General features: G+C 37.3%; 20 protein-coding genes. 10 read left to right on the plus strand and 10 right to left on the minus strand.

Annotated elements, in window-relative coordinates:
• Positions 1-126 precede the first annotated feature (126 nt).
• The 5 genes from argB to HX129_RS01285 form a co-directional block, all read right to left on the minus strand.
• Positions 127-1,035: an acetylglutamate kinase gene (gene argB / locus HX129_RS01265; RefSeq protein WP_130074030.1), complete on the minus strand. Its 909-nt coding sequence runs from the start codon at positions 1,033-1,035 to the stop codon at positions 127-129.
• A gap of 26 nt (positions 1,036-1,061) precedes the next feature.
• On the minus strand, positions 1,062-2,489 hold the full coding sequence (locus tag HX129_RS01270) for a phosphomannomutase/phosphoglucomutase (RefSeq protein ID WP_286433197.1): 1,428 nt from the start codon (positions 2,487-2,489) through the stop codon (positions 1,062-1,064).
• A gap of 211 nt (positions 2,490-2,700) precedes the next feature.
• Entirely contained in the window at positions 2,701-3,153 is a 453-nt protein-coding gene (gene dut / locus HX129_RS01275; protein ID WP_130074032.1) for a dUTP diphosphatase, read from the minus strand.
• 91 nt (positions 3,154-3,244) lie between these two features.
• The gene (locus tag HX129_RS01280) at positions 3,245-5,284 is read right to left on the minus strand and encodes a UvrD-helicase domain-containing protein (protein ID WP_174493245.1); all 2,040 of its coding nucleotides are present in this window, start codon (positions 5,282-5,284) and stop codon (positions 3,245-3,247) included.
• A 139-nt stretch (positions 5,285-5,423) separates the two neighbouring features.
• A complete protein-coding gene (locus HX129_RS01285) occupies positions 5,424-6,056 on the minus strand; it encodes a YiaD family glycine zipper/OmpA-like lipoprotein (protein WP_130074034.1) in 633 nt (210 codons plus the stop codon).
• 244 nt (positions 6,057-6,300) lie between these two features.
• Between HX129_RS01285 and yihG the strand changes: the two genes are divergently transcribed.
• From yihG to HX129_RS01315, 6 genes are all read left to right on the plus strand, one after another.
• A complete protein-coding gene (gene yihG, locus HX129_RS01290) occupies positions 6,301-7,218 on the plus strand; it encodes a 1-acylglycerol-3-phosphate O-acyltransferase, YihG family (RefSeq protein WP_174493246.1) in 918 nt (305 codons plus the stop codon).
• Positions 7,219-7,248: 30 nt separating this feature from the next.
• Positions 7,249-8,298 (plus strand): preprotein translocase subunit SecA, encoded by a 1,050-nt coding sequence (locus tag HX129_RS01295; protein WP_286433198.1) that lies wholly within the window; start codon positions 7,249-7,251, stop codon positions 8,296-8,298.
• A 140-nt stretch (positions 8,299-8,438) separates the two neighbouring features.
• Positions 8,439-9,170, plus strand: a complete 732-nt coding sequence (minC, locus tag HX129_RS01300; RefSeq protein ID WP_130074037.1) for a septum site-determining protein MinC — start codon at positions 8,439-8,441, stop codon at positions 9,168-9,170.
• Positions 9,171-9,239: 69 nt separating this feature from the next.
• Complete coding sequence (gene minD, locus HX129_RS01305) at positions 9,240-10,052, plus strand: septum site-determining protein MinD (protein ID WP_130074058.1); 813 nt, start codon at positions 9,240-9,242, stop codon at positions 10,050-10,052.
• A gap of 2 nt (positions 10,053-10,054) precedes the next feature.
• Positions 10,055-10,327: a cell division topological specificity factor MinE gene (minE, locus tag HX129_RS01310; protein WP_004648029.1), complete on the plus strand. Its 273-nt coding sequence runs from the start codon at positions 10,055-10,057 to the stop codon at positions 10,325-10,327.
• 266 nt (positions 10,328-10,593) lie between these two features.
• Complete coding sequence (locus HX129_RS01315; RefSeq protein ID WP_286433199.1) at positions 10,594-10,881, plus strand: PA4642 family protein; 288 nt, start codon at positions 10,594-10,596, stop codon at positions 10,879-10,881.
• Between the two features lie 101 nt (positions 10,882-10,982).
• Here HX129_RS01315 and HX129_RS01320 read toward each other — a convergent pair whose 3' ends face one another.
• On the minus strand, positions 10,983-11,606 hold the full coding sequence (locus HX129_RS01320; protein ID WP_286433200.1) for a LysE family transporter: 624 nt from the start codon (positions 11,604-11,606) through the stop codon (positions 10,983-10,985).
• A gap of 141 nt (positions 11,607-11,747) precedes the next feature.
• Entirely contained in the window at positions 11,748-14,822 is a 3,075-nt protein-coding gene (locus HX129_RS01325) for a DNA translocase FtsK (protein ID WP_286433201.1), read from the minus strand.
• Between the two features lie 272 nt (positions 14,823-15,094).
• On the opposite strand from HX129_RS01325, the gene trxB reads away from it, so the two are divergent.
• The 4 genes from trxB to HX129_RS01345 all read left to right on the plus strand — a co-directional run bounded on the left by trxB (position 15,095) and on the right by HX129_RS01345 (position 19,818).
• Positions 15,095-16,051: a thioredoxin-disulfide reductase gene (gene trxB / locus HX129_RS01330; protein ID WP_286433202.1), complete on the plus strand. Its 957-nt coding sequence runs from the start codon at positions 15,095-15,097 to the stop codon at positions 16,049-16,051.
• Between the two features lie 574 nt (positions 16,052-16,625).
• Positions 16,626-18,173: a class I SAM-dependent methyltransferase gene (locus tag HX129_RS01335; RefSeq protein WP_286433203.1), complete on the plus strand. Its 1,548-nt coding sequence runs from the start codon at positions 16,626-16,628 to the stop codon at positions 18,171-18,173.
• A gap of 65 nt (positions 18,174-18,238) precedes the next feature.
• Positions 18,239-18,964 (plus strand): leucyl/phenylalanyl-tRNA--protein transferase, encoded by a 726-nt coding sequence (gene aat, locus HX129_RS01340; protein WP_218946383.1) that lies wholly within the window; start codon positions 18,239-18,241, stop codon positions 18,962-18,964.
• A 38-nt stretch (positions 18,965-19,002) separates the two neighbouring features.
• Entirely contained in the window at positions 19,003-19,818 is an 816-nt protein-coding gene (locus tag HX129_RS01345; protein WP_130074043.1) for an arginyltransferase, read from the plus strand.
• A 12-nt stretch (positions 19,819-19,830) separates the two neighbouring features.
• Here HX129_RS01345 and rimI read toward each other — a convergent pair whose 3' ends face one another.
• The 3 genes from rimI to HX129_RS01360 form a co-directional block, all read right to left on the minus strand.
• Complete coding sequence (gene rimI, locus HX129_RS01350; protein WP_180047790.1) at positions 19,831-20,292, minus strand: ribosomal protein S18-alanine N-acetyltransferase; 462 nt, start codon at positions 20,290-20,292, stop codon at positions 19,831-19,833.
• A 116-nt stretch (positions 20,293-20,408) separates the two neighbouring features.
• Positions 20,409-21,290, minus strand: coding sequence for a metal-dependent hydrolase (locus tag HX129_RS01355; RefSeq protein ID WP_286433204.1), 882 nt, complete (start codon positions 21,288-21,290; stop codon positions 20,409-20,411).
• A gap of 321 nt (positions 21,291-21,611) precedes the next feature.
• A partial coding sequence (locus HX129_RS01360) for an EF-Tu C-terminal domain-related protein (protein ID WP_502872623.1) occupies positions 21,612-21,687 on the minus strand: 76 nt, incomplete at its 5' end.

The raw sequence follows: 21,687 nt of genomic DNA on the forward strand, positions 1-21,687 counted from the left end.
ATGACAAATGAATGACTAATTGATGACCATTCAAAAACAAATACATGTGTCTTCAATAGAAGCTAAATTTTCATCATAAAAAAGCCAGTTTAAACACTGGCTTCTTCAGTTGACGATTTTAAAGGATTAAGCACCGCTTGGCTTTGTTCGGTTGGTGATCAAAGTACCGACCCCATGATCAGTAAAAATTTCCAATAGCGTTGCATGTGGCACACGTCCATCCACAATATGTGCGCTCACCACGCCACCTTTCACAGCATCTAAAGCACAACCAACTTTTGGAATCATGCCACCATAAATCACACCTGTATCGATCAGATGATCAACTTCTTGGGTAGACAAACCTGTTAACAGATTTTTATTTTCATCCAAAACACCAGTGATGTTGGTCAGTAAAATAAGCTTTTCAGCACCTAAAGCTTCAGCCACTTTACCTGCAACCAAGTCGGCATTAATGTTATAGGTTTTACCCTCTTCATCGACACCTAAAGGTGCAATGACAGGAATAAAATCACTTTGGGTAAACATTTCTAAAACATCGGTTTTAACGCCAGTCACTTCACCGACTAACCCTAAATCAATGTGTTGTACTGAACCATCCTCTTGGATTTTTTCCATCAATAGTTTTTTAGCACGTAATAAATTACCATCTTTACCCGTGAGACCAATAGCACGACCACCATGTTTATTGATCAAATTTACGATAGATTTGTTCACACTACCACCAAGGACCATTTCTACAACTTCCATCGTTGCAGGATCGGTTACACGCATCCCATCGATACGGTCAGATTCACGACCGAGTTGTTTTAAAAATGAATCAACTTGAGGACCGCCACCATGTACCACGATTGGATTAATCCCTACTGTTTTTAACAACACGATGTCACGTGCAAATGAGCTTTCCAAAGCAGGATCAGTCATCGCATTGCCACCATATTTCACGACTAGCGTTTTACCTGAAAAGCGTTGAATATACGGTAACGCTTCTGTCAAAATTTGCGCTTTGTCAGTGCCAGTATGTTGATGTGGCATTACGCCTCTCCCATGTAGAAATGATATTAATGAGCTTTCAAAATGTCTTGAGCAATCATAGGATAATGATCATGCAACATAGACGCAAATGTTTGCCGAATTTCATCTAAACGTGATGGATTGTCGGCATCAAAACGTACTGTAAAAAACTCACCCGTATTTGATGCTCGAATAATGCCAAATCCATGATCAAAATCAAGTCGAATGCCATCTATTTTAATCAATTCTGCCCCATAACCTGTGCTCAACTGTTCAATTTCACTCAACACTTTTTTAGGATTGGTACTATGCGTGCTGATATAAGTATCTTCGGTATAACAACGTTCAGGATAAGCTGCCAACATTTGCGATAACGTCGTTTCCTTGGGCGATTCACATAAATATTCCATTACACGCAACGCTGCATAGATACCATCATCGTAGCCTAGACCACGTCCATCATTAAATACATAATGCCCTGCATATTCGCCGCCAAAAACAGCCTGCCCTTTAGATTGGGTTAAATATTTGCGTAAAAAACTACTGCCTGTACGAATCATGGTGGCTTTACCCCCCATTTTTTTAATAGTTTCACGTACCATAGAAGAACATTTCACATCAAAAACAATTTCACGATGTGGATTGGCACGCAGACAAATCTGTGCAAATAAAGCCATTAAACGATCTGCAGAAATAATGTGCGCATTTTCATCTAAAATCACCACACGATCGCCATCGCCATCCAGTGCAATCCCAAGATCAGCTTGATGAGTTAAAATATTTTGTCGTAATAATTCCAAATGTGTCGCTTGAGATGGATCAGGTGCATGATCAGGAAAATTACCATCGGCATTACAGCGTAAAGCAATCACTTCACAGCCCAGTTTTTTCAAAATAATGTGTGAACAAAATCCTGCCGAACCATTTAAACCATCAATCACCACTTTCAAGGGTCGTTTTAAATAAATATCACGTAAAATTGCGGCTTGATAGGCTGTACAAAATTCTGTTTTGATTTCAGGTTTGACTTGTGGCACGACCATTGCTGATTTTTGTTGTGCCAATACATGCTTCGCTTCTTGACCCACTGCTTGAATCATATCAGGACAAGGGGGCTCAGCATTGATAATCCACTTTATCCCATTGTCAGTTTTAGGATTATGACTCGCAGTCACAATAATGCCATTGCCCTGTGTTTTTCTTGCAGCAAAATACATTTGTGGCGACGCACAGCAGCCAATCGAAATCACTTTAAAATGATGTTGTAAAAATACATTTTCTATAATTTTGGCAAAAATTGGACTCGTCAAACGTGCATCATATCCAATGACAATCTGGTCTTGTTGTTGTTGCTGATATTGTTTTACTAAAGCTTGCGCAATACAGTAAACCAATTCAGGTGTTAATAATTCAACTTTTCCACGAATATCATATGCACGAAAAATATGATGTGGAAATTCTAAGGAATTGATCATAAGCAATACTTCTAATGACTTCCGCCCTTTAGATAACCAATATAGAGTCACCTTTTTATAATGGGGACAAAATCAAAATGATTTAAAATTGTTGATATAACTATAGGCAAATATAAAACATATTTTAAATATACTTTTGGTTACAAAGTGAGAAAAAATGACAAAAAGCCTGATCAACAGGCTTTTTTATCTAAAAAATTACAAATGTAGATCAATTCTGACCTGTATGTCCAAAACCACCTGCACCACGTTCAGTCGCTTCAAAATCATTGACTAAATCAAACTCAGCTTGTACCACAGGCACAAGCACATATTGTGCTAAACGTTCACCAGGCTCTAAGGTAAATGTAGTCTGTCCACGATTCCACACAGATACCATCAATTCACCTTGATAATCTGAATCAATCAAGCCGACCAAATTACCCAAAACAATACCATGCTTATGTCCTAAGCCTGAACGTGGTAATACTAAGCCTGCAAAACTTGGGTCTTGAATATAAATCGCCAAACCTGTTTTCACTAAAACCGTTTGACCCGGTTCAATTTGTGTCGCTTCATCTACACATGCACGTAGATCTAAACCTGCTGAACCTGTTGTCGCATATGTTGGCATTGGCCATTCTTGACCTAAACGCTGATCAAGTACTTTGACTTGCACTTTCATACTAAAATCCTATATTGAACACAATGAAAACTAAAAATCTCTCTTATTCCCACACAGGTCAGAGAGATTTAAAAAGAAATAAAAGGGTAAATTAACGTTTTAATAACGCTTTTAAATTTTGTAGATAATGCTGTGCTTGCTGTTTTGGATCGACATTTTCAGCCAACTTTTTCTTGCGTCCTAACCAATCCAATTCATCTTGTGGCAACTCATCTAGGAAACGACTTGGGGTCATTTGCTTCATTTGTCCGCCATTTTTGCGCTGTTCCGCCAAGGTCAAGGTCAAGCCCTGTTGTGCTCGAGTAATCCCCACATACATCAAACGGCGTTCTTCTTCGATAGTTTCAGCCGCAATCGAGTTTTTATGCGGAAGCAACTCTTCCTCTAAACCCATGATATAAACAAATGGAAACTCTAAACCTTTTGATGCATGCAAGGTCAACAGATTCACTTTATCCGTGTCTTCTTCTTCCTGTTGCTGTTCAAGCATATCAAGCAACACCATTTTACGAATCACACTTTCAATGTTTTTTTCATCGACATCTTCGGCACGATTAATCAAACTTTGGATACTGCTATATAGCATCTCTACATTATCCAACTTGGTTTTTTCTTGCGCAGGTGTAGCAGCAGATTCACGTAAATAATCAATATAGCCTGCTTCATTCATCATCTGACGAATTTTCGGCACAGGCTCATCATCATCTAATAGTTCACGGGTAAAGTCTTCAATAAAACCTGCAAACTCAGCCAGTTGTGTCGTCGCTTTTTTCGGCATCACCATGGTAAGACGTTGATCACTTGCAGCAGCTAAAAGTGATAAATGATTTTCTTGGGCAAATAAACCCAATTTTTCCAGTGTCACAGGACCAATCGCACGTTTTGGGGTATTGATAATGCGTAAGAAAGCACTGTCATCTTCAGGGTTAATAATTACCCTTAAATAACTCATGATGTCTTTGATTTCAGCACGCGCAAAGAAAGACTGACCACCTGAAAGTTTATAAGGAATTTGCATTTGACGCAGTTGGGTTTCGAGTACACGGGCTTGGAAATTTCCGCGATACAACACCGCATAATCTTTCCAATTTTTCCCATTCATCAATTTATGCGTTAGTAAATCTTTCACTACACGTTCAGATTCATCATCATCATTACGACAAGTAATGACACGAATGACTTCACCATGCCCTTTATCACTCCACAATTTTTTATCAAAAATATGCGGATTGTTGTCAATCACATGGTTTGCTGCTTTTAAAATACGACTGGTTGAACGATAATTTTGTTCAAGCTTAATCACTTTTAAATTATGAAAGTCTTCTTTGAGCAATGCCATATTTTCAGGCTTTGCACCACGCCATGCGTAAATCGATTGGTCATCATCACCTACGGCGGTGAACTGCCCCATCACACCAACCAGTAATTTCACTAAAATATACTGTGCGGTGTTGGTGTCTTGATATTCATCAACCAGTAAATAACGAATACGATTTTGCCAACGGTCACGTACTTCGGCATTGTCTTGTAACAACCGTGTTGGCATCACGATCAAATCATCAAAATCTACGGCATTATAAGCACGTAAATTACGCTCATAAAGTTGATATAAATGAGCAAATTGCACATCTTCTGTGGTTTCACAGGTATTGTGTGCTTGCTCAGGTAAAATCAGATCGTTTTTCCAATCCGAAATTTTCTTCATGGCTTTGGCGATCAAATCTTTACTTTCTGCACCTGATAAATTATCGCGATGCATCAAATCCATCAAAATACGTTTACAGTCATCAGCATCTAAGATCGAAAAGTTATTTTTTAAAGGCGTGTGCTTCAGTTCTAAACGTAATAAATTTAAACCGAAGGTATGGAACGTCGATACAGAAAGCCCTTTGCCCTCTTCTTTACCCAGCAGTTTACCCACACGCTCTTTCATTTCACGAGCAGCTTTGTTGGTAAATGTCATTGCCGTAATACGATGTGCAGGAATGCCACACTGTTGTACCAAATAGGCAATTTTACGGGTAATCACTGAAGTTTTGCCTGAACCTGCCCCTGCAAGTACTAACAAGGGTCCTTGAGTATACTTCATGGCTTCAAGTTGCTTGTCGTTCAACTGACTTGCTTTTGACATTGTTCATCCTCTAAAAACTTCGAGCTAGATTATAGTCATCAAAAGCGATCTTGCCTAATTTTTCATGCTTTTTTGCAAGCTTTTTCACAAATAAAAAACCACCCGAAGGTGGTTCTTTAAGTCAATTTAGAAACAATAATTATTTAGTTTCATAAACTGTGATTTCTACACGACGGTTTTGTTCACGACCTGCAGCTGTTGAGTTATCAGCAACTGGCGAAGTTGAACCATAACCTCTCGCTGTCATACGAGACGCAGAAATACCTTGAGTCGCAAGATAGTTCAATACTGAACTTGCACGGCTTTGAGACAATGGAATATTGATTGAATCATTACCTGTGTTATCGGTATGACCATGAATAACAAGTGCTAATTTACCAGCTGTACCACCTTCAGCCAATACACGAGCAACGTCATTTAACGCTGATTGGAATTTAGGTTGAATTGATGCTGAGTTTGTTGCGAAAGTTACACTTGGCATTACCATATTGATTGAGCCATCTGGATTACGGTTTACATCAACACCTGTACCCGCTAACTCTTCACGTAAACGTTTTTCTTTACGATCAAGCAGTGCTCCTGCACCTGCACCAACAACTGCACCAATTGCAGCAGCTTGACCCATTTTATCTTTATCAGCATTTGAATACGCAATACCAGCGCCTAATAATGCACCTAAGCCAGTACCAATTGCTGCTTTATCATATTCCATATTTTGGCAACCAGAAAGTGCCAAAGCCCCTACTACCGCAGAGATTACAAGTGCACGCATTACATGCCTCCAAGGTTGGTGTTTTTCTATGTTAGAAATAATGATTTAAATTATGCGCTTAAACCATTGACATTTTGTTAAAAATATCCCCATTCGTTACATTTTGAAATAAATAACTGAGTATTTTCAGTGTAGTTCATCATAATTTATACATAGTTAAGAAATCAGACTTTTTAATTGCATAAACAACGACTATATTTAAAAGCAGTCATGCGCACATAAAACTCTTTTTTAGGACTTTTCTATGTCATCTCAACAGCAGAAACACCCTTTTTTAAAAAAAATAAGCAAAGGCTTTACTGTCGGTTCTGTGATTACAGGAAGTACTTTTTTTCATGGTCCACCTGTATTAGCACTCGGATTAACCAAACTCTTTAAACAATCTAAAAAAGTTGATGAAACCAATATTCAAATTACCAACAGTTGGTTAAGTGTCAACAATTGGCTCATCGATCATATCTTACCTGAAACACAGTGGGAGATTTCAGTCGATCAAAATCTCGACTTAAATATGCAAGGTCGCTACCTTATGACCTGTAATCATCAAAGTTGGGTCGATACCACAGTTAATCAATATTTTGGCTTAACCCGTATGCCACTGACCCGTTTCTTTACCAAATGGGAACTTATTTTTATTCCTTTTGTGGGACAAGCCTTTAAAATTTTAGGCTTTCCAATGATGAAGCGTCATAGCAAAGCACAAATCGAAAAAAATCCAGCCTTAAAACATCAAGACATGGCAGAAGCTCGTAAAGCATGTGAACAATTATTGAGCCAACCCTTTACGTTATTAAACTATCTTGAAGGTACACGCTTCACCCCTGAAAAACATCAACAGCAACAGTCCCCCTATCGTAACTTACTTAAACCGAAAGCTGGCGGATTAGCTCTAGCATTGAACATTTTAGGTGATCAAATCGATGCCCTCGTTGACATGACCATTGTCTATCCTGATGGTGCACCAGGCTATGGCGAATTTTGGCTCGGTGAAGTTCCACGAATCGTAGTTAATCTACGTAAAATCGAAATTCCAACATGGGTATTGGGCGGTGATTATGAAGAAGATGCAGAATACCGTGCTAAATTTCAACATTGGGTCGATGAGTTATGGCAAGACAAAGATCAATTGATTAGTTCGATGAAACAAAAATATCAAAACTAAAAAATGATATAGAAAAGAATAAGGATCGTTATGACAGAACAGGCTACAGCGAAGCAAAAAAGTATTCGCCCACAACATCACAATACTTTGGGTTGGAAAATGTTTTTAGTGTATGACATTTTCATGATGGCGATCATTGTCTTCAACCTGTTTTGTCTATGCGCTAACTTATTTTTAATGAGCAGTTTTGGGCAATTATTTTTTAATGAAATTCATTTGCCTGAAGTTTTAGCTTTTTATAAATCAGACTTACATCCATGGGTGATTAAAACTGAAGGATGGTTTATTTTATTTTTAGTAGTTGAACTCGCCATTCGTTGGTTGATTGCCATTATCTACAAACATCATCAGCGTTGGTTTTTCTTCCCTTTTATTCATTGGTATGAAATTTTAGCAATTATTCCTTATTTACGTTTCTTACGTCTAATTCGTGCAGGCATTATTGCCTATCGTTTACATGAGTTAGGCTATAAAGTTATTCCTGACAATATCATGAAAAAGGTATTGTTTTATTATCGCGTGGTGATGGAAGAAATTTCTGACCGTGTTGTTGTTTCTGTCATTGATGGGATTAAATATGAGCTTGATACCAGTTCAAGTCATAAAAAAATTATTCATGAATTGGTCGATCATCACCGAGAAATATTTGCTCAGGTCTTAGCAGAGATTTTACAAGATACGCTCGCCACCGAACTCAAAGCACAGCAACGCTTCATTGCAGACAACGTTGGGCAAATCGTCAAACAAGCGATTGAAGATACCCCTCAACTGACTCAACTACTCAGACTGATTCCCATTGCAGGTGGCATGATTGAAAATCAAATCCAGAGTATTGGTCAGCGTTTAGGTGAAAACATTACTCAAGGGTTGATTTCTCCTTTAACTGCTGGTTCACATGCTCATCCGAACCAAATTTATATGCTCATTTCTGACAAACTAAGCCAATTAAACATTGAAAATAAAGCCTTAGAACAATTGGTCGAATCAGCAGTCTATGAAAGCTTAGCAGCGATCCGTAAACAAGTGAAAATTAAACAATGGCAGATTGAACTCGAAAAATATGATCAAGCCAATGATTAAGTGATTCAAAGATTGAGCAAATCAATGCAAATATTTGTATCTATGCTAGAGAAATCGTTCAATTTGTTCTAGCATTTGAGCAGTTTTTAAAGTTTGACTTTATTTATCATTTTCAGGTGACGAGCCTTTAAGGAATAGTTATGGCTGATATACGGATTACAGGCAGAATGGTTAATTTTACCCGATTAATCTTCGATACAAATGATCATGATGCTATCCGCCAGCAACTTAGCGCTATGATGGCAGAAACTTCTTATCAAGGGGCTTTGGTCGTTCTCGACAGTACTGTTGAACAAGAACTCATTGCGTTAATTCAGCTATTAATTAGCCTAGATTTACAACCGATGGGCGTGATTGATGGCATTTTAAGCGAACAAGCTCAAGCGATTCAATTTCCAATCCTGCCTTCTGACCGACCTTTACAACGTATTAAAGCAACGAAAGAACAGGTGGTTGCAGCACCCGCAACAGCTTCACCTGCACATGACAATACAGATGCACCATCGAAAGTTACACAACAACACACTACGGTTAGCCATATAACGTCTTATCATGACGAAATTCTGCGGACTGGACAATGTTTAGTACAAGATCATGGTGACATCATTTTGAATGCTGGAATAAATAGTGGTTCAGAAGTGATTGCTTCTGGAAATATACATATTTATGGCAGTGTTCGTGGTAGAGTGATTGCAGGTGCAGGCGGTAATAGCGCTGCAAGAATTTTTTGTCATTCCTTAGAAGCTGAATTGGTTTCTATTGCGGGAACATATTGTGTAGCTGATGATATTCCAGCGGAATTCATCAAAAAATCTGTGCATATTTACTTGAATGACCAGCAAGAACTTGAGTTTTCAGTTCTGCAATTTTAATGTATAAATTAACACCATAATAAACTCCCCTCACAAAGGGGATGAATGACCATAACAGGAGTGGATTCGGTGGCCAAAATTGTTGTCGTTACATCAGGCAAAGGTGGCGTAGGTAAAACTACAACAAGTGCATCTTTTGCAACAGGACTAGCCCTTCGTGGTCATAAAACTGTTGTTATTGATTTTGATGTCGGTCTACGAAACTTAGACTTGATCATGGGTTGTGAACGCCGTGTCGTTTATGACTTCGTGAATGTTTTGAATAATGAAGCACGTTTACAACAGGCTTTAATCCGTGATAAAGACATCGAAAATCTTTATATTTTACCTGCATCACAAACCCGCGACAAAGATGCCTTAACAGACGAAGGCGTTGCACGTGTGATGGATGAGCTTTCACAAGAGTTTGATTATATTATCTGTGACTCTCCTGCAGGGATCGAACGTGGTGCTATTTTGGCAATGTACCATGCAGATGAAGCAATTATTGTAACCAACCCAGAAATTTCTTCAGTTCGAGATTCTGACCGTATCATCGGAATGCTAGACAGCAAAACCAAGAAAATCGAAAACAACGAAGGACGAGTACGTAAACATTTATGTATCACACGTTTCAACCCAGAACGTGCCGACAAACAAGAAATGTTAACTATTGATGATATTTCAAAAGATATTTTACGTATCCCGACTTTAGGTGTAATTCCTGAATGTCCAAGCGTGCTACAAGCATCCAACGAAGGGAAACCTGTTATTTTGTATACAGAAGCAAGTGCAGGACAAGCTTATGATGACTTAGTTGCTCGTTTCCTTGGTGAAGAGCGTCCATATCGACATATTACTGTTAAGCCTAAAGGTTGGTTAGCGAGATTATTTGGAGCGTAAGAATGGCGGGATTTTGGAGTAAATTATTTAGTAATGATGACAAGCCTTCAAGTGCGCAAACTGCTAAAGATCGTTTGAAAGTCATTGTTGCCTCTGAACAAGGTTTAGGCAAACGTTTGAGTCAAGATAAAATTGATCAAATGAAAAAAGAAATCATGCAAGTTGTGAACCGCTATGTTCGTGGCGTAGATGAACAACATATTCAAATGTCTGTACGTTCAGAAGCAAACATTGAAATGCTAGAAATGAATATCAATTTACCTGAAGAACGTTAATTTCATTATTGATTAGTCAAGTGAATTGATTCAGGGCAAAATATGAGACAAGCTGAATAGAGATTTGATTCTATTCAGTTGACTTACAGCAGCGCTGCAAGTCATGAGATGAAGTAAAGCAATGCTTGACTCATCTAATCTCATATTTTGCCCTTTTTTATTAGACATAATTCAGAAAACCTTTGCAGTATTCCTTATAAACAGTCTTGCAAAAGCTTTTTATAATACTGAAGAATGTCAATTTTTTATTTTGAGGAGATGCTGTTATGGCACTTTCACAGCCAGCAACGTTCAACGAAGAATGGTCGGACGAGCGTGTTTTTGCCTATTTAGATCAGTTACCTCCTGCAGGTGTCAATGCTGACTTTCATGTGCTTTATCATGCTTTTAAACACATGCGTCCTTTTGACTATGAACGCCTGTTGAATAAATTTATTGCCGATGGTCGTGACATCAATGCAACCAATCCTGAAGGTCAACGTATCCATGACGTGATCACACAGTATCCACGTCAAAAAGAAGGCTTTTTAGAAGTTTTAGCAAAATTTGCATAAGCACAAATAAGATTAAAAAAACCTGCACAATTGCAGGTTTTTTATGACTAGAATCAATTCTTAAACCTTTCCACTTAAAATTTACAATCATTTATTGATAATTACTTATTAATAATTAAATAAGATCCAAATGCAGTAAATAATCCACCAGCGATACCATCAATCCATTTTGCTGCACGTTGATAAGCAGTTTTAAAACGGGGTAATGAAAAAATAAATGCCACAAAGACAAACCACATCAATGTTTCCACGCCAACAATCAATAGCAAAACAGCATGCATTTGATCTAATTGAGGATTTGCAAGAAACATAGAAAAAACACTACCAAAGTAAATCACAGCCTTCGGATTAGATAAGTTCGTCAACAAACCTTTCATAAAAAATTTAAAATGGCTTTTAGGCAATTCAACTTCAAAGATTGGACTATTTATTTTTTGCTTGGAAAATGCAGATTTTAACAACTGAAAACCTAACCAACATAAATAAATACCGCCCAATACCAACATGACCTGTTTAAACCAAACAAATTTTTCAAAAATATAATTTAAGCCTATTAAAGCAAAAAATGCCCACAGCACTACCGCAACTGTAATTCCCAATACCACACACATTGCTTGAGTACGAGAACGACTAATCGCAGTTTGAGAAACAATAAAAAAATCTGGACCTGGTGTCACTAAAGCACAAAAATGAATAAAAACTAAGGTACTTAATGCCAATAACATGAGAGATCCCCTATTGGGTGAAAGAACATCTTGAATTTAAAATGATTTATTTCAAATTAAAAATCTCGCTGAATTAGCCACTAAGTGTGCTACAAAATTGCAATGAGCCGAAACTCATTGCAAATCTCAAGTTAAACTAAATCAAACTAAAATTTCTCGTTTGCCATTTGGTCCCATTGCACTCACAATGCCCTGTTCTTCCATCTGGTCAACAATACGTGCAGCACGGTTATAACCCAAACTAAATTTACGCTGTAAAGATGAAACAGATACTTTACGTGTTTCTAGCACAAAAGAGACGCACTGATCATATAAAGCATCACGATTTGGATCACCATCGCCATCTTCAAAGCCTTTTGATGTTGGCTCTTCATCATATGGCGTTAAAATCTCGTCAACATAATTTGGATCACCACGTTCACGCCATGCATCACAAATTCGGTTGACTTCATCATCCGAAATAAATGCACCATGTACACGTTCAGGTTCAATTTTACCTGGTCCTAAGAACAACATGTCACCATGACCAAGTAAATCCTCTGCGCCGCCTGCATCTAAAATAGTACGTGAATCAATTTTACTATTGACACGCAGAGCCACACGCGTCGGTATATTCGCTTTAATTAAACCGGTAATCACATCGACCGATGGACGCTGTGTTGCAAGAAGTAAATGAATTCCCGCTGCACGTGACTTTTGAGCCAAACGCGTGATCATTTCTTCTGCTTTTTTTCCCACTTGCATGATCATGTCTGCAAATTCATCAGCCACAATCACAATCGAAGGTAATGGCTGTAAGCGCGGTGCACGTTCTTGTGTTGCTGAATCTGATGGCTTCCATGTCGGGTCGATTAAGTCTTCACCATTGGCGATTGCTTCTTCAACCTTACGATTATAGTCTGCCAATTTACGGATTTTTAAGAATGACATTAATTTATAACGGCGTTCCATCTCATTCACACACCAATTCAGCGCACTTACAGCATCTTTCATGTCCGTTACAACAGGCGTTAAAAGATGAGGAATATCATTATAGTTAGCAAGTTCGAGCTGTTTTGGATCAATGAGGATCAAACGCAACTGGTCAGGTGTATATTTCAATAACATGGATAAAATCATCGAGTTGACTGCAACCGATTTACCTGAGCCTGTTGTTCCTGCAACTAACATATGTGGGGCTTTACCCAAGTCAGTAATGACAGGATTGCCTGAAATATCCTTGCCCATCGCCATCGAAAGTAATCCCGAAGGATCTTTAAATGTCGGAGTTTCTAATAATTCAATTAAACGTACCATTTCACGGGAACTGTTCGGCACTTCAATACCAATATAAGGCTTACCTGGAATCACCTCGACCACACGTACCGAAGCCATTGACATAGATCGTGCTAAATCACGTGAAATATTGGTCACTTTAGACGCTTTTACCCCTGGTGCAAGGTCTAATTCAAAACGTGTGACTACAGGTCCTGGTTGTGCTTCAATCACTTTGGCTTTAACATTAAATTCTTGTAATTTAATTTCCAATAACTCAGACAAGCGTGCCAATTGATCAGCCGTGAAGTTTACTTTTTTATTAGGATCGACCTTATCTAATAATTCATAACCAGGTAATGTTGGCAAATCACGTCTTTTTTGTGCAACTTGCATTGCACGAGACATTGGTCGACCTAAGGCATCCGTCAATGGTGCATCTAGATCAAATTCTTCATCTAAAACATCATCTTCAACAGGTTTACCTGCTGTTTCTTGCCAAGCCGCTCTAAATGCATCTTTATCAGAAGAAATACGTGACTTTTCTTCTTCAGACACCACTGAAGTCATTAAATTCGTTTGAATTTCAGCTTTTACCAAAGGTGAAGATTGTGCATAACTGCTTGCTCTACGCACTTCAGGCTGAACATCAGTGACTTGTTCAATAGATGCATCAGCCAAATGTGCTAAATCATCTAACTCTGCAGCTAAACGGTCAGCATCATGACTTGAGTGAGGCTGTTGTACTTGCGCCAAACTTGGCAGATCAAGATCTAAAGAATGCCCTGTTGAATGTGCTTCAGCTGTTTGACTAAATGGACGGTGTACATCCGTTGCAGTATTGTCTTTGGGTACAACCGCCAATAAATCATCAAAAACTTGGTCATCATCCCAATCTAAATCTTGCACATCATGTGTAGAGTGTTTGAGGACTGTCGTATTCTGCTCCGTATGGACTATGTTGTTATTCAACAAATCTGACGACGAATGAACATGATCTTTATGATCTTCTGAAGCACGTAATAAGGCATCAATATCACGGTTATGATCTTGATTTTGTTCCAAAGGCTTCCAAATTTCACCCGTAGGGACAAAACGTTTACTGTCTTCTTGTAAACGGCGCGCTTTTGCTAAAGTTTGTTCTAATTCATCGTCATCATTTTTATGTTCAGACAATACTTTTTGTTGGATGTTGTGCTCTTGATCCACCATATCATCAAACAAACGCGCAGCGACTTGTTCATGTTTTGTTGCTGTCGCTGTTTGGGTTACACTCATTTGTGCAACAACTTCAGTATGTTCTTTCTGCTGTTCTCTCTCTATTGCTTTTTTGGTTTTGACAACAGGTTTAGTTTCAGCAGTCAAATCATAAGCAGACTCACTTTCGGGTACATTTTTATAAAATAAATCTTGTAAATATGCTGGTGTTGCCTTAAGCGTTGCCCATGTTTTATTCCACTGAATACCAAAGGCTAAAGTACAGAGTACGCCAAGTAAAATGAATAAAAATGCACAAGCACCATAAATGGTTAACAACTGAGAAAGGCTTTCCCCCAACTCATACCCAATAATTCCACCTGACGCATTTGCCAAGGTATCTGCAGGGACATTCCACAATAAATACAATAAACTTGATGTGGTCAATAAAATAAAAAATTGTGCTGCATAGCGAAAAGGTTTACTCAAAAAACTTCTCGGCCACCAGACTTGAATCGCTTCAACAAAAAGATAAAATGGAATGAGTAAACTCGCCCACCCTAAAAATCCAAAGAGTAAATCTGCAATCCACGCACCCGCCACGCCACTGGCATTAGACACTTGTTGCGTGTCACTCGAGATATGCATCCAGCCTGGATCAAATGGGGTATATGTCACTGTCGCTAAGAACAGGTAAATCCCAAATGAAATCAAGAATAATGTTAATAAAAAGCGCTGTGCATAAACACTCGACACCGCAGTCATATACTGTCCTGTAACCAATTATTCATTAATGTACTTTTGATGAAACGAATTACTTTCTTCATGCAAGAAATCTTTATATTATGCACCTGTTCTTACAAAAAAGATGCAAGATTGTTGCAGTATGTTGTTAAGTTATTTGTATATATTCGGTATATGGTTCAATTCGATTTAGCTCATCAGTTTTATCGACATTGAACAACCCCAATCACATTCAACTTTCACGTATAATTTTAGCAGATTCTATATTTTCTGATATAAAAAGGATGGCATAAATGAGCGCTCGTCACTCACGTTTAATTATTTTAGGTTCTGGCCCTGCGGGTTATAGCGCTGCTGTTTATGCTGCACGTGCCAATTTAAAACCAACTTTAATTGCTGGTATGCAACTTGGCGGTCAATTAACCACCACAACTGAAGTAGATAACTGGCCAGGTGACCCAGAAGGTTTAACAGGCCCTGCTTTAATGGAGCGAATGCAAGCACATGCTGAACGCTTTGGCACTGAAATTTTATATGACCATATTAATGAAGTAGACCTTACTTTACGCCCATTTGTGCTCAAAGGTGATATGGAAGAATATACGTGTGATGCGTTAATTATCGCAACAGGTGCAACTGCACAGTACTTAGGTTTAGAATCTGAACAAGCGTTCATGGGGCAAGGTGTAAGTGCTTGTGCAACCTGTGATGGTTTCTTCTATAAAAACCAAAATGTCATGGTTGTAGGTGGTGGTAATACTGCTGTTGAAGAAGCATTATATTTATCAAATATCGCATCACATGTTACTTTAGTACATCGCCGTGACAAACTACGTTCTGAGAAAATTTTGCAAGACCATCTTTTTGAAAAAGAAAAAGAAGGCAAAATCAGCATTATTTGGAATCATGCAGTTGAAGAAGTTCTCGGGGATGATGCTTCAGGCGTAACCTCAGTCCGTTTAAAATCAACACTTGATGATTCTCAGCAAGATGTTGCAGTAACAGGATTATTCGTTGCAATTGGTCACAAACCAAACACAGCAATGTTTGAGGGTCAACTTGAACTACGCAATGGCTATATTCAAGTACACAGTGGCACAGCTGGCAATGCAACTGCAACATCTGTGGCTGGTGTTTTTGCTGCAGGTGATGTTGCTGACGATGTGTATCGCCAAGCAATTACATCAGCAGGTTCAGGCTGTATGGCGGCACTAGATGCTGATCGCTATTTAGATAGTTTAGAAAAATAATTTTCTATCTTGAATGTAAAAAAACCGTCAGCAATGGCGGTTTTTTTATTGATATTTATCATTTTTAAATACAAAAAAATGCTATTTTTTAAAAGATATAGCTCTTTATGATCAAATAATTATATCTATTTATGACAACTTATATACACAGTCAAAACAGAAAAATTGTTTTCAACAACCTTCATTTAGCCACTAAAATATCTTTTAAAAATCAAAATGATACCCCTATTGTATAAACAGAAAAATTGATCACGATTTGCTTTTAAATACTACGTGATCTACAACATACTATATTCTTTAAAAGAATAAAAAGCTGCTATAAAAATTTCACTGTTATCCGAACTATTTAAAATACATGATATTAATCAATATTTTCCTTTTAATAGAATTCCAAATGATGTAATAAAAATATCTACACAAAAGTCATTTATTCACTAAAGAAGTGATGTAAGCTGTGCCTTGTTAGACATTTGCAATCTTTATTTTTTATGATTAAATTTTGAATCAAATGCCTATTCTTTAGAAACTTTCTTACTCGAATTCACGTTAAAACCGATCTATTTAAGGATAAAAAATGAGCAACACATGGACTGATGGCTATCAAACAGAAGTGAATTATACGTATGGTTATTACAAAGATTTAAGCCCGAATTATCAAAAGTTCTGTTTATTGCTTAATGGTGTTGATAGTCCTAGTTCAAATGAACAACATTTTCATTGTGAATTAGGTTTTGGGCAAGGGGTCAGTCTAAACATTCATGCAGCTTCGAATTTAGGACAATTTATCGGTACTGACTTCAACCCTGCTCATGCTGGACATGCTTCAATGCTTGCAGAACATAGCCAGATCCCACATCAGTTTTATGACGCGAGTTTTGAAGAACTTCTCAACAAAGATTTACCGATGTTAGACTCTATCAGTCTACATGGAATTTGGAGTTGGATTAGTCATGAAAATCAACATATTATTTTAAAATTTATTCGTAAATACCTTAAACCAAATGGCATTGTTTATATCAGCTATAACTGCGTTACAGGCTGGGCAGCAAATATTCCGATTCGTGAATTATTCCATAGTCATTTTAAGTTTAATAGCATCAGCAATAATCCCATTCAAAAAGTCAAAGATTCGCTCGCCTTTAGTGAAGCATTATTACAGCAAAACCCTAATTTTGCGAAACGTAATCCGAATGCGATAAGCAAAGTCCAAGACTTACAAAAGCAAAATCCAAACTATTTAATTCATGAGTATTTAAACCAAGATTGGCAATGTTTTTCATTTCAACAAGTTGCACGCATTTTAGAAGAGGCAAAACTCACTTATGCATGCTCAACAGATTTAAACACTCAATTAAACAGTATTAACTTCTCAGAAGAGCACCAACAATTTTTAAATAAAATTGAACACCCTATTCTTAGAGAACAATGCCGCGACTATTTTGCCAATACACAATTTAGAAAAGATTTATTTATCCGTGGTAAAAATAATCTCAGCCCATTAGAAATACAAACTCGCTTAAGAAATACAGCTTTTGTTCTTTTAATAGCACCTGAGCACTTACCTAAAACCATCACAGGATATTTGGGTGAATTTAACTTAATCCAAGACATTTATGAACCGTTAGGCAAACTGTTCAAACAAGAGAATTATGCTCCGCAAACCATTGCTGATATTGAAAAAAAATTACTAGACCAATCTTATGCAAAAATTTTAAATGCATTGGTTATTTTATGCCATTTAGGTTTCGCACAACCTTGTCAAGCAGAAGTCTCTCAAGAAACGCTACAACACGCACATCAGTTAAATCGTTTTATTTTAGAACAAGCCAGTTTTCACAATAACTATCAAGTTTTAGCCTGCCCTATTTCTGGTATTGGCATTAATGCTGATCAATTCACGCAATTATTCTATCGTGCACATTTTATTGACGGCTTAAAAACAGCAAAACAGTTTGCTGAATATGCTCAACAAGTATTGAATGATTTAGGTTGGTTTATCATTGATAAAGGGGAAACGATTACAGACAAAGCAACAAGTCTGACACTCTTGCAAGAAAAAGCTCAACTCTTCCTTGAACAAGATAAAATTAAAATTGCTAAACAATTGAAACTTTTTGCATAACTTCTGCAATACATGACTAAAAAAGATCAGCTAATATAAAGCTGATCTTTTTTTATTTGATACATATGCTGAATCCTTCAAAATTTAAATTCCCTGATCCTTTAGAATATGACCCTGATGGTGAAGGATTAATTTGTATTGGTGCAGATCTCACTCCATCTACACTATTTGAAGCGTACACTCATGGACTATTTCCATGGTTTTCAGAAGGTGAACCAATTTGTTGGTGGAGCCCTGAACCCCGTTGCATCATCCGACCACAAGATTACCATCCAAGTAAATCTCTCGTGCGTAACATGAAAAAGTTTGATTATAGAATTACAATCAATCAAGCTTTTGAACAAGTCATTCGTTCTTGCTCCCTGCCTAGAAGCTATGCTGATGAAACATGGATTTCAGAAGATATTATTCAAGGTTACTGTGCACTATTTCAAGAAGGTTATGCCTATAGTGTCGAAGTTTGGGATCAAGATAAAGTCGTTGGTGGTTTATACGGTGTAACAATTGGTCATGGCTGTTTTGGTGAATCCATGTTTAGTACACAAACCGACGTCTCTAAAATGGCATTTTATACATTAATGCTGCTTGGTCATGAAAACCAACTGCCTTGGATTGACTGTCAATTGGTCAATGATCACTTACTCAGCCTCGGTGCCTGTACACTTTCTCGTCAAGACTACTTAAAATCGTTACAAGATGTAATTAAACACCCCTCTATAGATTGGAAAAGTTATCAAGAACGTGTATTTTCAAGTAAAACAATAGCGCAAACTGCAAAATTAATGGACTGAAAATAACTGGATAGGAACACTTGGAGGGACATATCGTTATGAACTCATATCAACCAAAGTCCCGCTTGAACGACTTACAATATTATATTACCCCACCACACGACTGTAGCTATTTAGCTGAAAAATCAGCGCGTATGGTGTTTCTAGACCCTGCACATCGTATCGATGTCGTGACATTATCAGAATTATCACGTATGGGCTTTCGCCGTAGCGGTGATTTTGTCTATCGACCTGAATGTCATCTCTGTCGCCAATGTTTGTCGTGCCGTGTGCCTGTCAACGAATTTAAAATGAACAGCTCACAGAGAAAAGCATGGAAGCGCAATCAAGACCTCACGATGAAAATCGTATCTACACAAGATGCAAATATCACACACTATAAACTGTATGAACGCTATATCAATGAACGCCATGCAGATGGAGATATGTTTCCACCAAGTTATGACCAATTTGAAAAATTTTTAATCCATAGTTGTAGTGACAGCTTTTTTTTAGAACTTTGGAAAGATGATCAACTGATTAGCGTATCTACGTGTGACACACTTGATGACGGAATATCTGCCGTATATACGTTTTTTGATCCTGATGAAAATCGTCGCTCATTAGGGGTTTTTGCGATATTAAAACAAATTGAATATGTAAAATCGCAACAAAAAGACTATGTATACTTAGGCTATTGGGTGCCACATTCACAGAAAATGAATTATAAGTCTCAATATGCACCCTTTGAATTACTACTTGATGGGCAATGGCGACACATCGGTCGCCATTTAGATCAAGAAGAAATTAACAAATTAGGGAATATGCTCATGACAACCTTACCTTCTGAATGGAATGAACCCATCATAAAATAAGTATTTGATATTTCAAACTTTAAATAACTGTGAAAAATCATCTGTAAAGCTTTTTACCATGATAATCGCATGTTCACGACCACCGTCTTTGTTCGGATAATAATGTTTACGCAGATCAATTTGATGAAAATCAGACTTTTCATATAAAGCAATTGCCGCATGATTAGATTCACGCACTTCTAAAAAGACCTGAATTGGATTGTTTTTTAATAATTGAATAGATTCAGCTAATAATTGATAACCCAAGCCTCGACCTTGTTGCGCTGGATGAATAGCCATTAGCAATAAATTTGCTTCATCCAATACAGGTTGTAAAATACAAAAACCAACCACCGTTCCTTGTATTTCAAGTACCGTACTCTGATAACTATCAATAGCTTCTTGAAATTGCTTTAAGGTCCAAGGATGCGACTGAACAAGATTTTCAATCTGAGCAACAGCATGTAAATCTGTGCTTTGCATTAAACGAATCATCTTCGTTCATCATCTTTTATTAACAAAAATCAAATTATAAGAATTTCTATGTAGAAGTCTAATAAAAAAGGAAGATTTATAAAAATCTTCCTTTATATGAATCTAATCTATCAACATTAAATCCCTAATTTTGTTTTCCATTTCTGTAATAGCTCAACCGTATCTAAATCATTTGGATGAAAACTTGGACGGAAATATGCCAACATTTCTTTAGTCATTCCTGCAATAATCCCTTTTGATGGACTATATGCATATTTATAAATGATGCCTAATTCTTTCAGATTGAGTTTGCCGTCATTTTTTAATAATCGAATGACAAATGAAGATTGTGCACTCAAAATTAATGCCATTGCGATTACTAAGGCAGTGCTACGCAAAGCATAAGCTTTTATACCTGTACCAAATACACCCTCATATACATCAAATGCAACTGCTTTATGTTCATTTTCTTCCACTGCATGCCAATACCACATATAAGACATGGTTGGATCCGTCATTAGTTCTTGAATATGCGGATTACGCAATAACTCTGAAGCAATTGTTGCAGTAAAATGCTCAAGTGCTGTAGTTGCAGTCAAATCTACCATTTCTTGCGTCATACCAAATGGCTTCACTGCACGAGCAAACCATTTACGTGTCGCTTGAATCAAACGCCCTGTTTCACGTTCGTACTTTGCTACGTCATGACCATATTTTTGTGCTGATGCATTAAAACCCACATGTTCTTGAGTATGCATTGCTTCTTGACCAATAAAAGCACTAATCTCTTTTTGCAAAGCCTCATTGTCTTTAATCGCAGGGTGATAACGTACTGCTCGTACTGAATCGATAAATAGCTTTTCACCATCAGGAAACAATGCTGATAATGCTGTCATAAAATGAGTAATACCTGCAGAATTATTTGCCCAATACTCTGGCACATGATCAAAATTAAAATTCATTCGACGTACTGGAAAAGAAGCACCTGCACGATTAGAAATATTGACTTTTGCATTCATTAAAACAACTCCTATTAAGTGAATGACCACTTAAATCTTTTGTGATTTTTTTTCTTATTTTTATATTACGTTTTTATCGAATTGAAATAATTGCTGATCAGGTCAAACAAATATCACTTAAGGACATGAAGAACTATCATAAGAAATAAAGTGAACAGGAAAATCTTCAAGACAATGACTAAAATACAACTTTAATCAAATAGAATATAAAAAAATGATCAATGAAATAAAAAGAACAACATCAAAAACTTAATATGATTTTAATTCTATTAATGACAAAAAAAGCGCCCCAAAGGAGCGCTTTTTTTACACAATCAGTGATTATGCAGTAACTTTAGAAACTACACCAGCACCCACTGTACGACCACCTTCACGGATCGCAAAACGTAGACCTGGG

The organism is Acinetobacter sp. 251-1 (assembly GCF_030329305.1).
Classification (GTDB): Bacteria; Pseudomonadota; Gammaproteobacteria; order Pseudomonadales; family Moraxellaceae; genus Acinetobacter; species Acinetobacter piscicola_A.

Coding starts and splice junctions, on each gene's coding strand:
- HX129_RS01335 (WP_286433203.1), top strand. CDS start 16,626: ATGAGCAACACATGGACTGATGGCTATCAAACAGAAGTGAATTATACG.
- HX129_RS01320 (WP_286433200.1), bottom strand. CDS start 11,606: ATGTTATTGGCATTAAGTACCTTAGTTTTTATTCATTTTTGTGCTTTA.
- HX129_RS01285 (WP_130074034.1), bottom strand. CDS start 6,056: ATGCGTGCACTTGTAATCTCTGCGGTAGTAGGGGCTTTGGCACTTTCT.
- HX129_RS01315 (WP_286433199.1), top strand. CDS start 10,594: ATGGCACTTTCACAGCCAGCAACGTTCAACGAAGAATGGTCGGACGAG.
- argB (WP_130074030.1), bottom strand. CDS start 1,035: ATGCCACATCAACATACTGGCACTGACAAAGCGCAAATTTTGACAGAA.
- HX129_RS01355 (WP_286433204.1), bottom strand. CDS start 21,290: ATGAATGCAAAAGTCAATATTTCTAATCGTGCAGGTGCTTCTTTTCCA.
- aat (WP_218946383.1), top strand. CDS start 18,239: ATGCTGAATCCTTCAAAATTTAAATTCCCTGATCCTTTAGAATATGAC.
- HX129_RS01295 (WP_286433198.1), top strand. CDS start 7,249: ATGACAGAACAGGCTACAGCGAAGCAAAAAAGTATTCGCCCACAACAT.
- rimI (WP_180047790.1), bottom strand. CDS start 20,292: ATGATTCGTTTAATGCAAAGCACAGATTTACATGCTGTTGCTCAGATT.
- HX129_RS01345 (WP_130074043.1), top strand. CDS start 19,003: ATGAACTCATATCAACCAAAGTCCCGCTTGAACGACTTACAATATTAT.
- HX129_RS01280 (WP_174493245.1), bottom strand. CDS start 5,284: ATGTCAAAAGCAAGTCAGTTGAACGACAAGCAACTTGAAGCCATGAAG.
- HX129_RS01325 (WP_286433201.1), bottom strand. CDS start 14,822: ATGACTGCGGTGTCGAGTGTTTATGCACAGCGCTTTTTATTAACATTA.
- trxB (WP_286433202.1), top strand. CDS start 15,095: ATGAGCGCTCGTCACTCACGTTTAATTATTTTAGGTTCTGGCCCTGCG.
- HX129_RS01270 (WP_286433197.1), bottom strand. CDS start 2,489: ATGATCAATTCCTTAGAATTTCCACATCATATTTTTCGTGCATATGAT.
- minE (WP_004648029.1), top strand. CDS start 10,055: ATGGCGGGATTTTGGAGTAAATTATTTAGTAATGATGACAAGCCTTCA.
- dut (WP_130074032.1), bottom strand. CDS start 3,153: ATGAAAGTGCAAGTCAAAGTACTTGATCAGCGTTTAGGTCAAGAATGG.
- minC (WP_130074037.1), top strand. CDS start 8,439: ATGGCTGATATACGGATTACAGGCAGAATGGTTAATTTTACCCGATTA.
- yihG (WP_174493246.1), top strand. CDS start 6,301: ATGTCATCTCAACAGCAGAAACACCCTTTTTTAAAAAAAATAAGCAAA.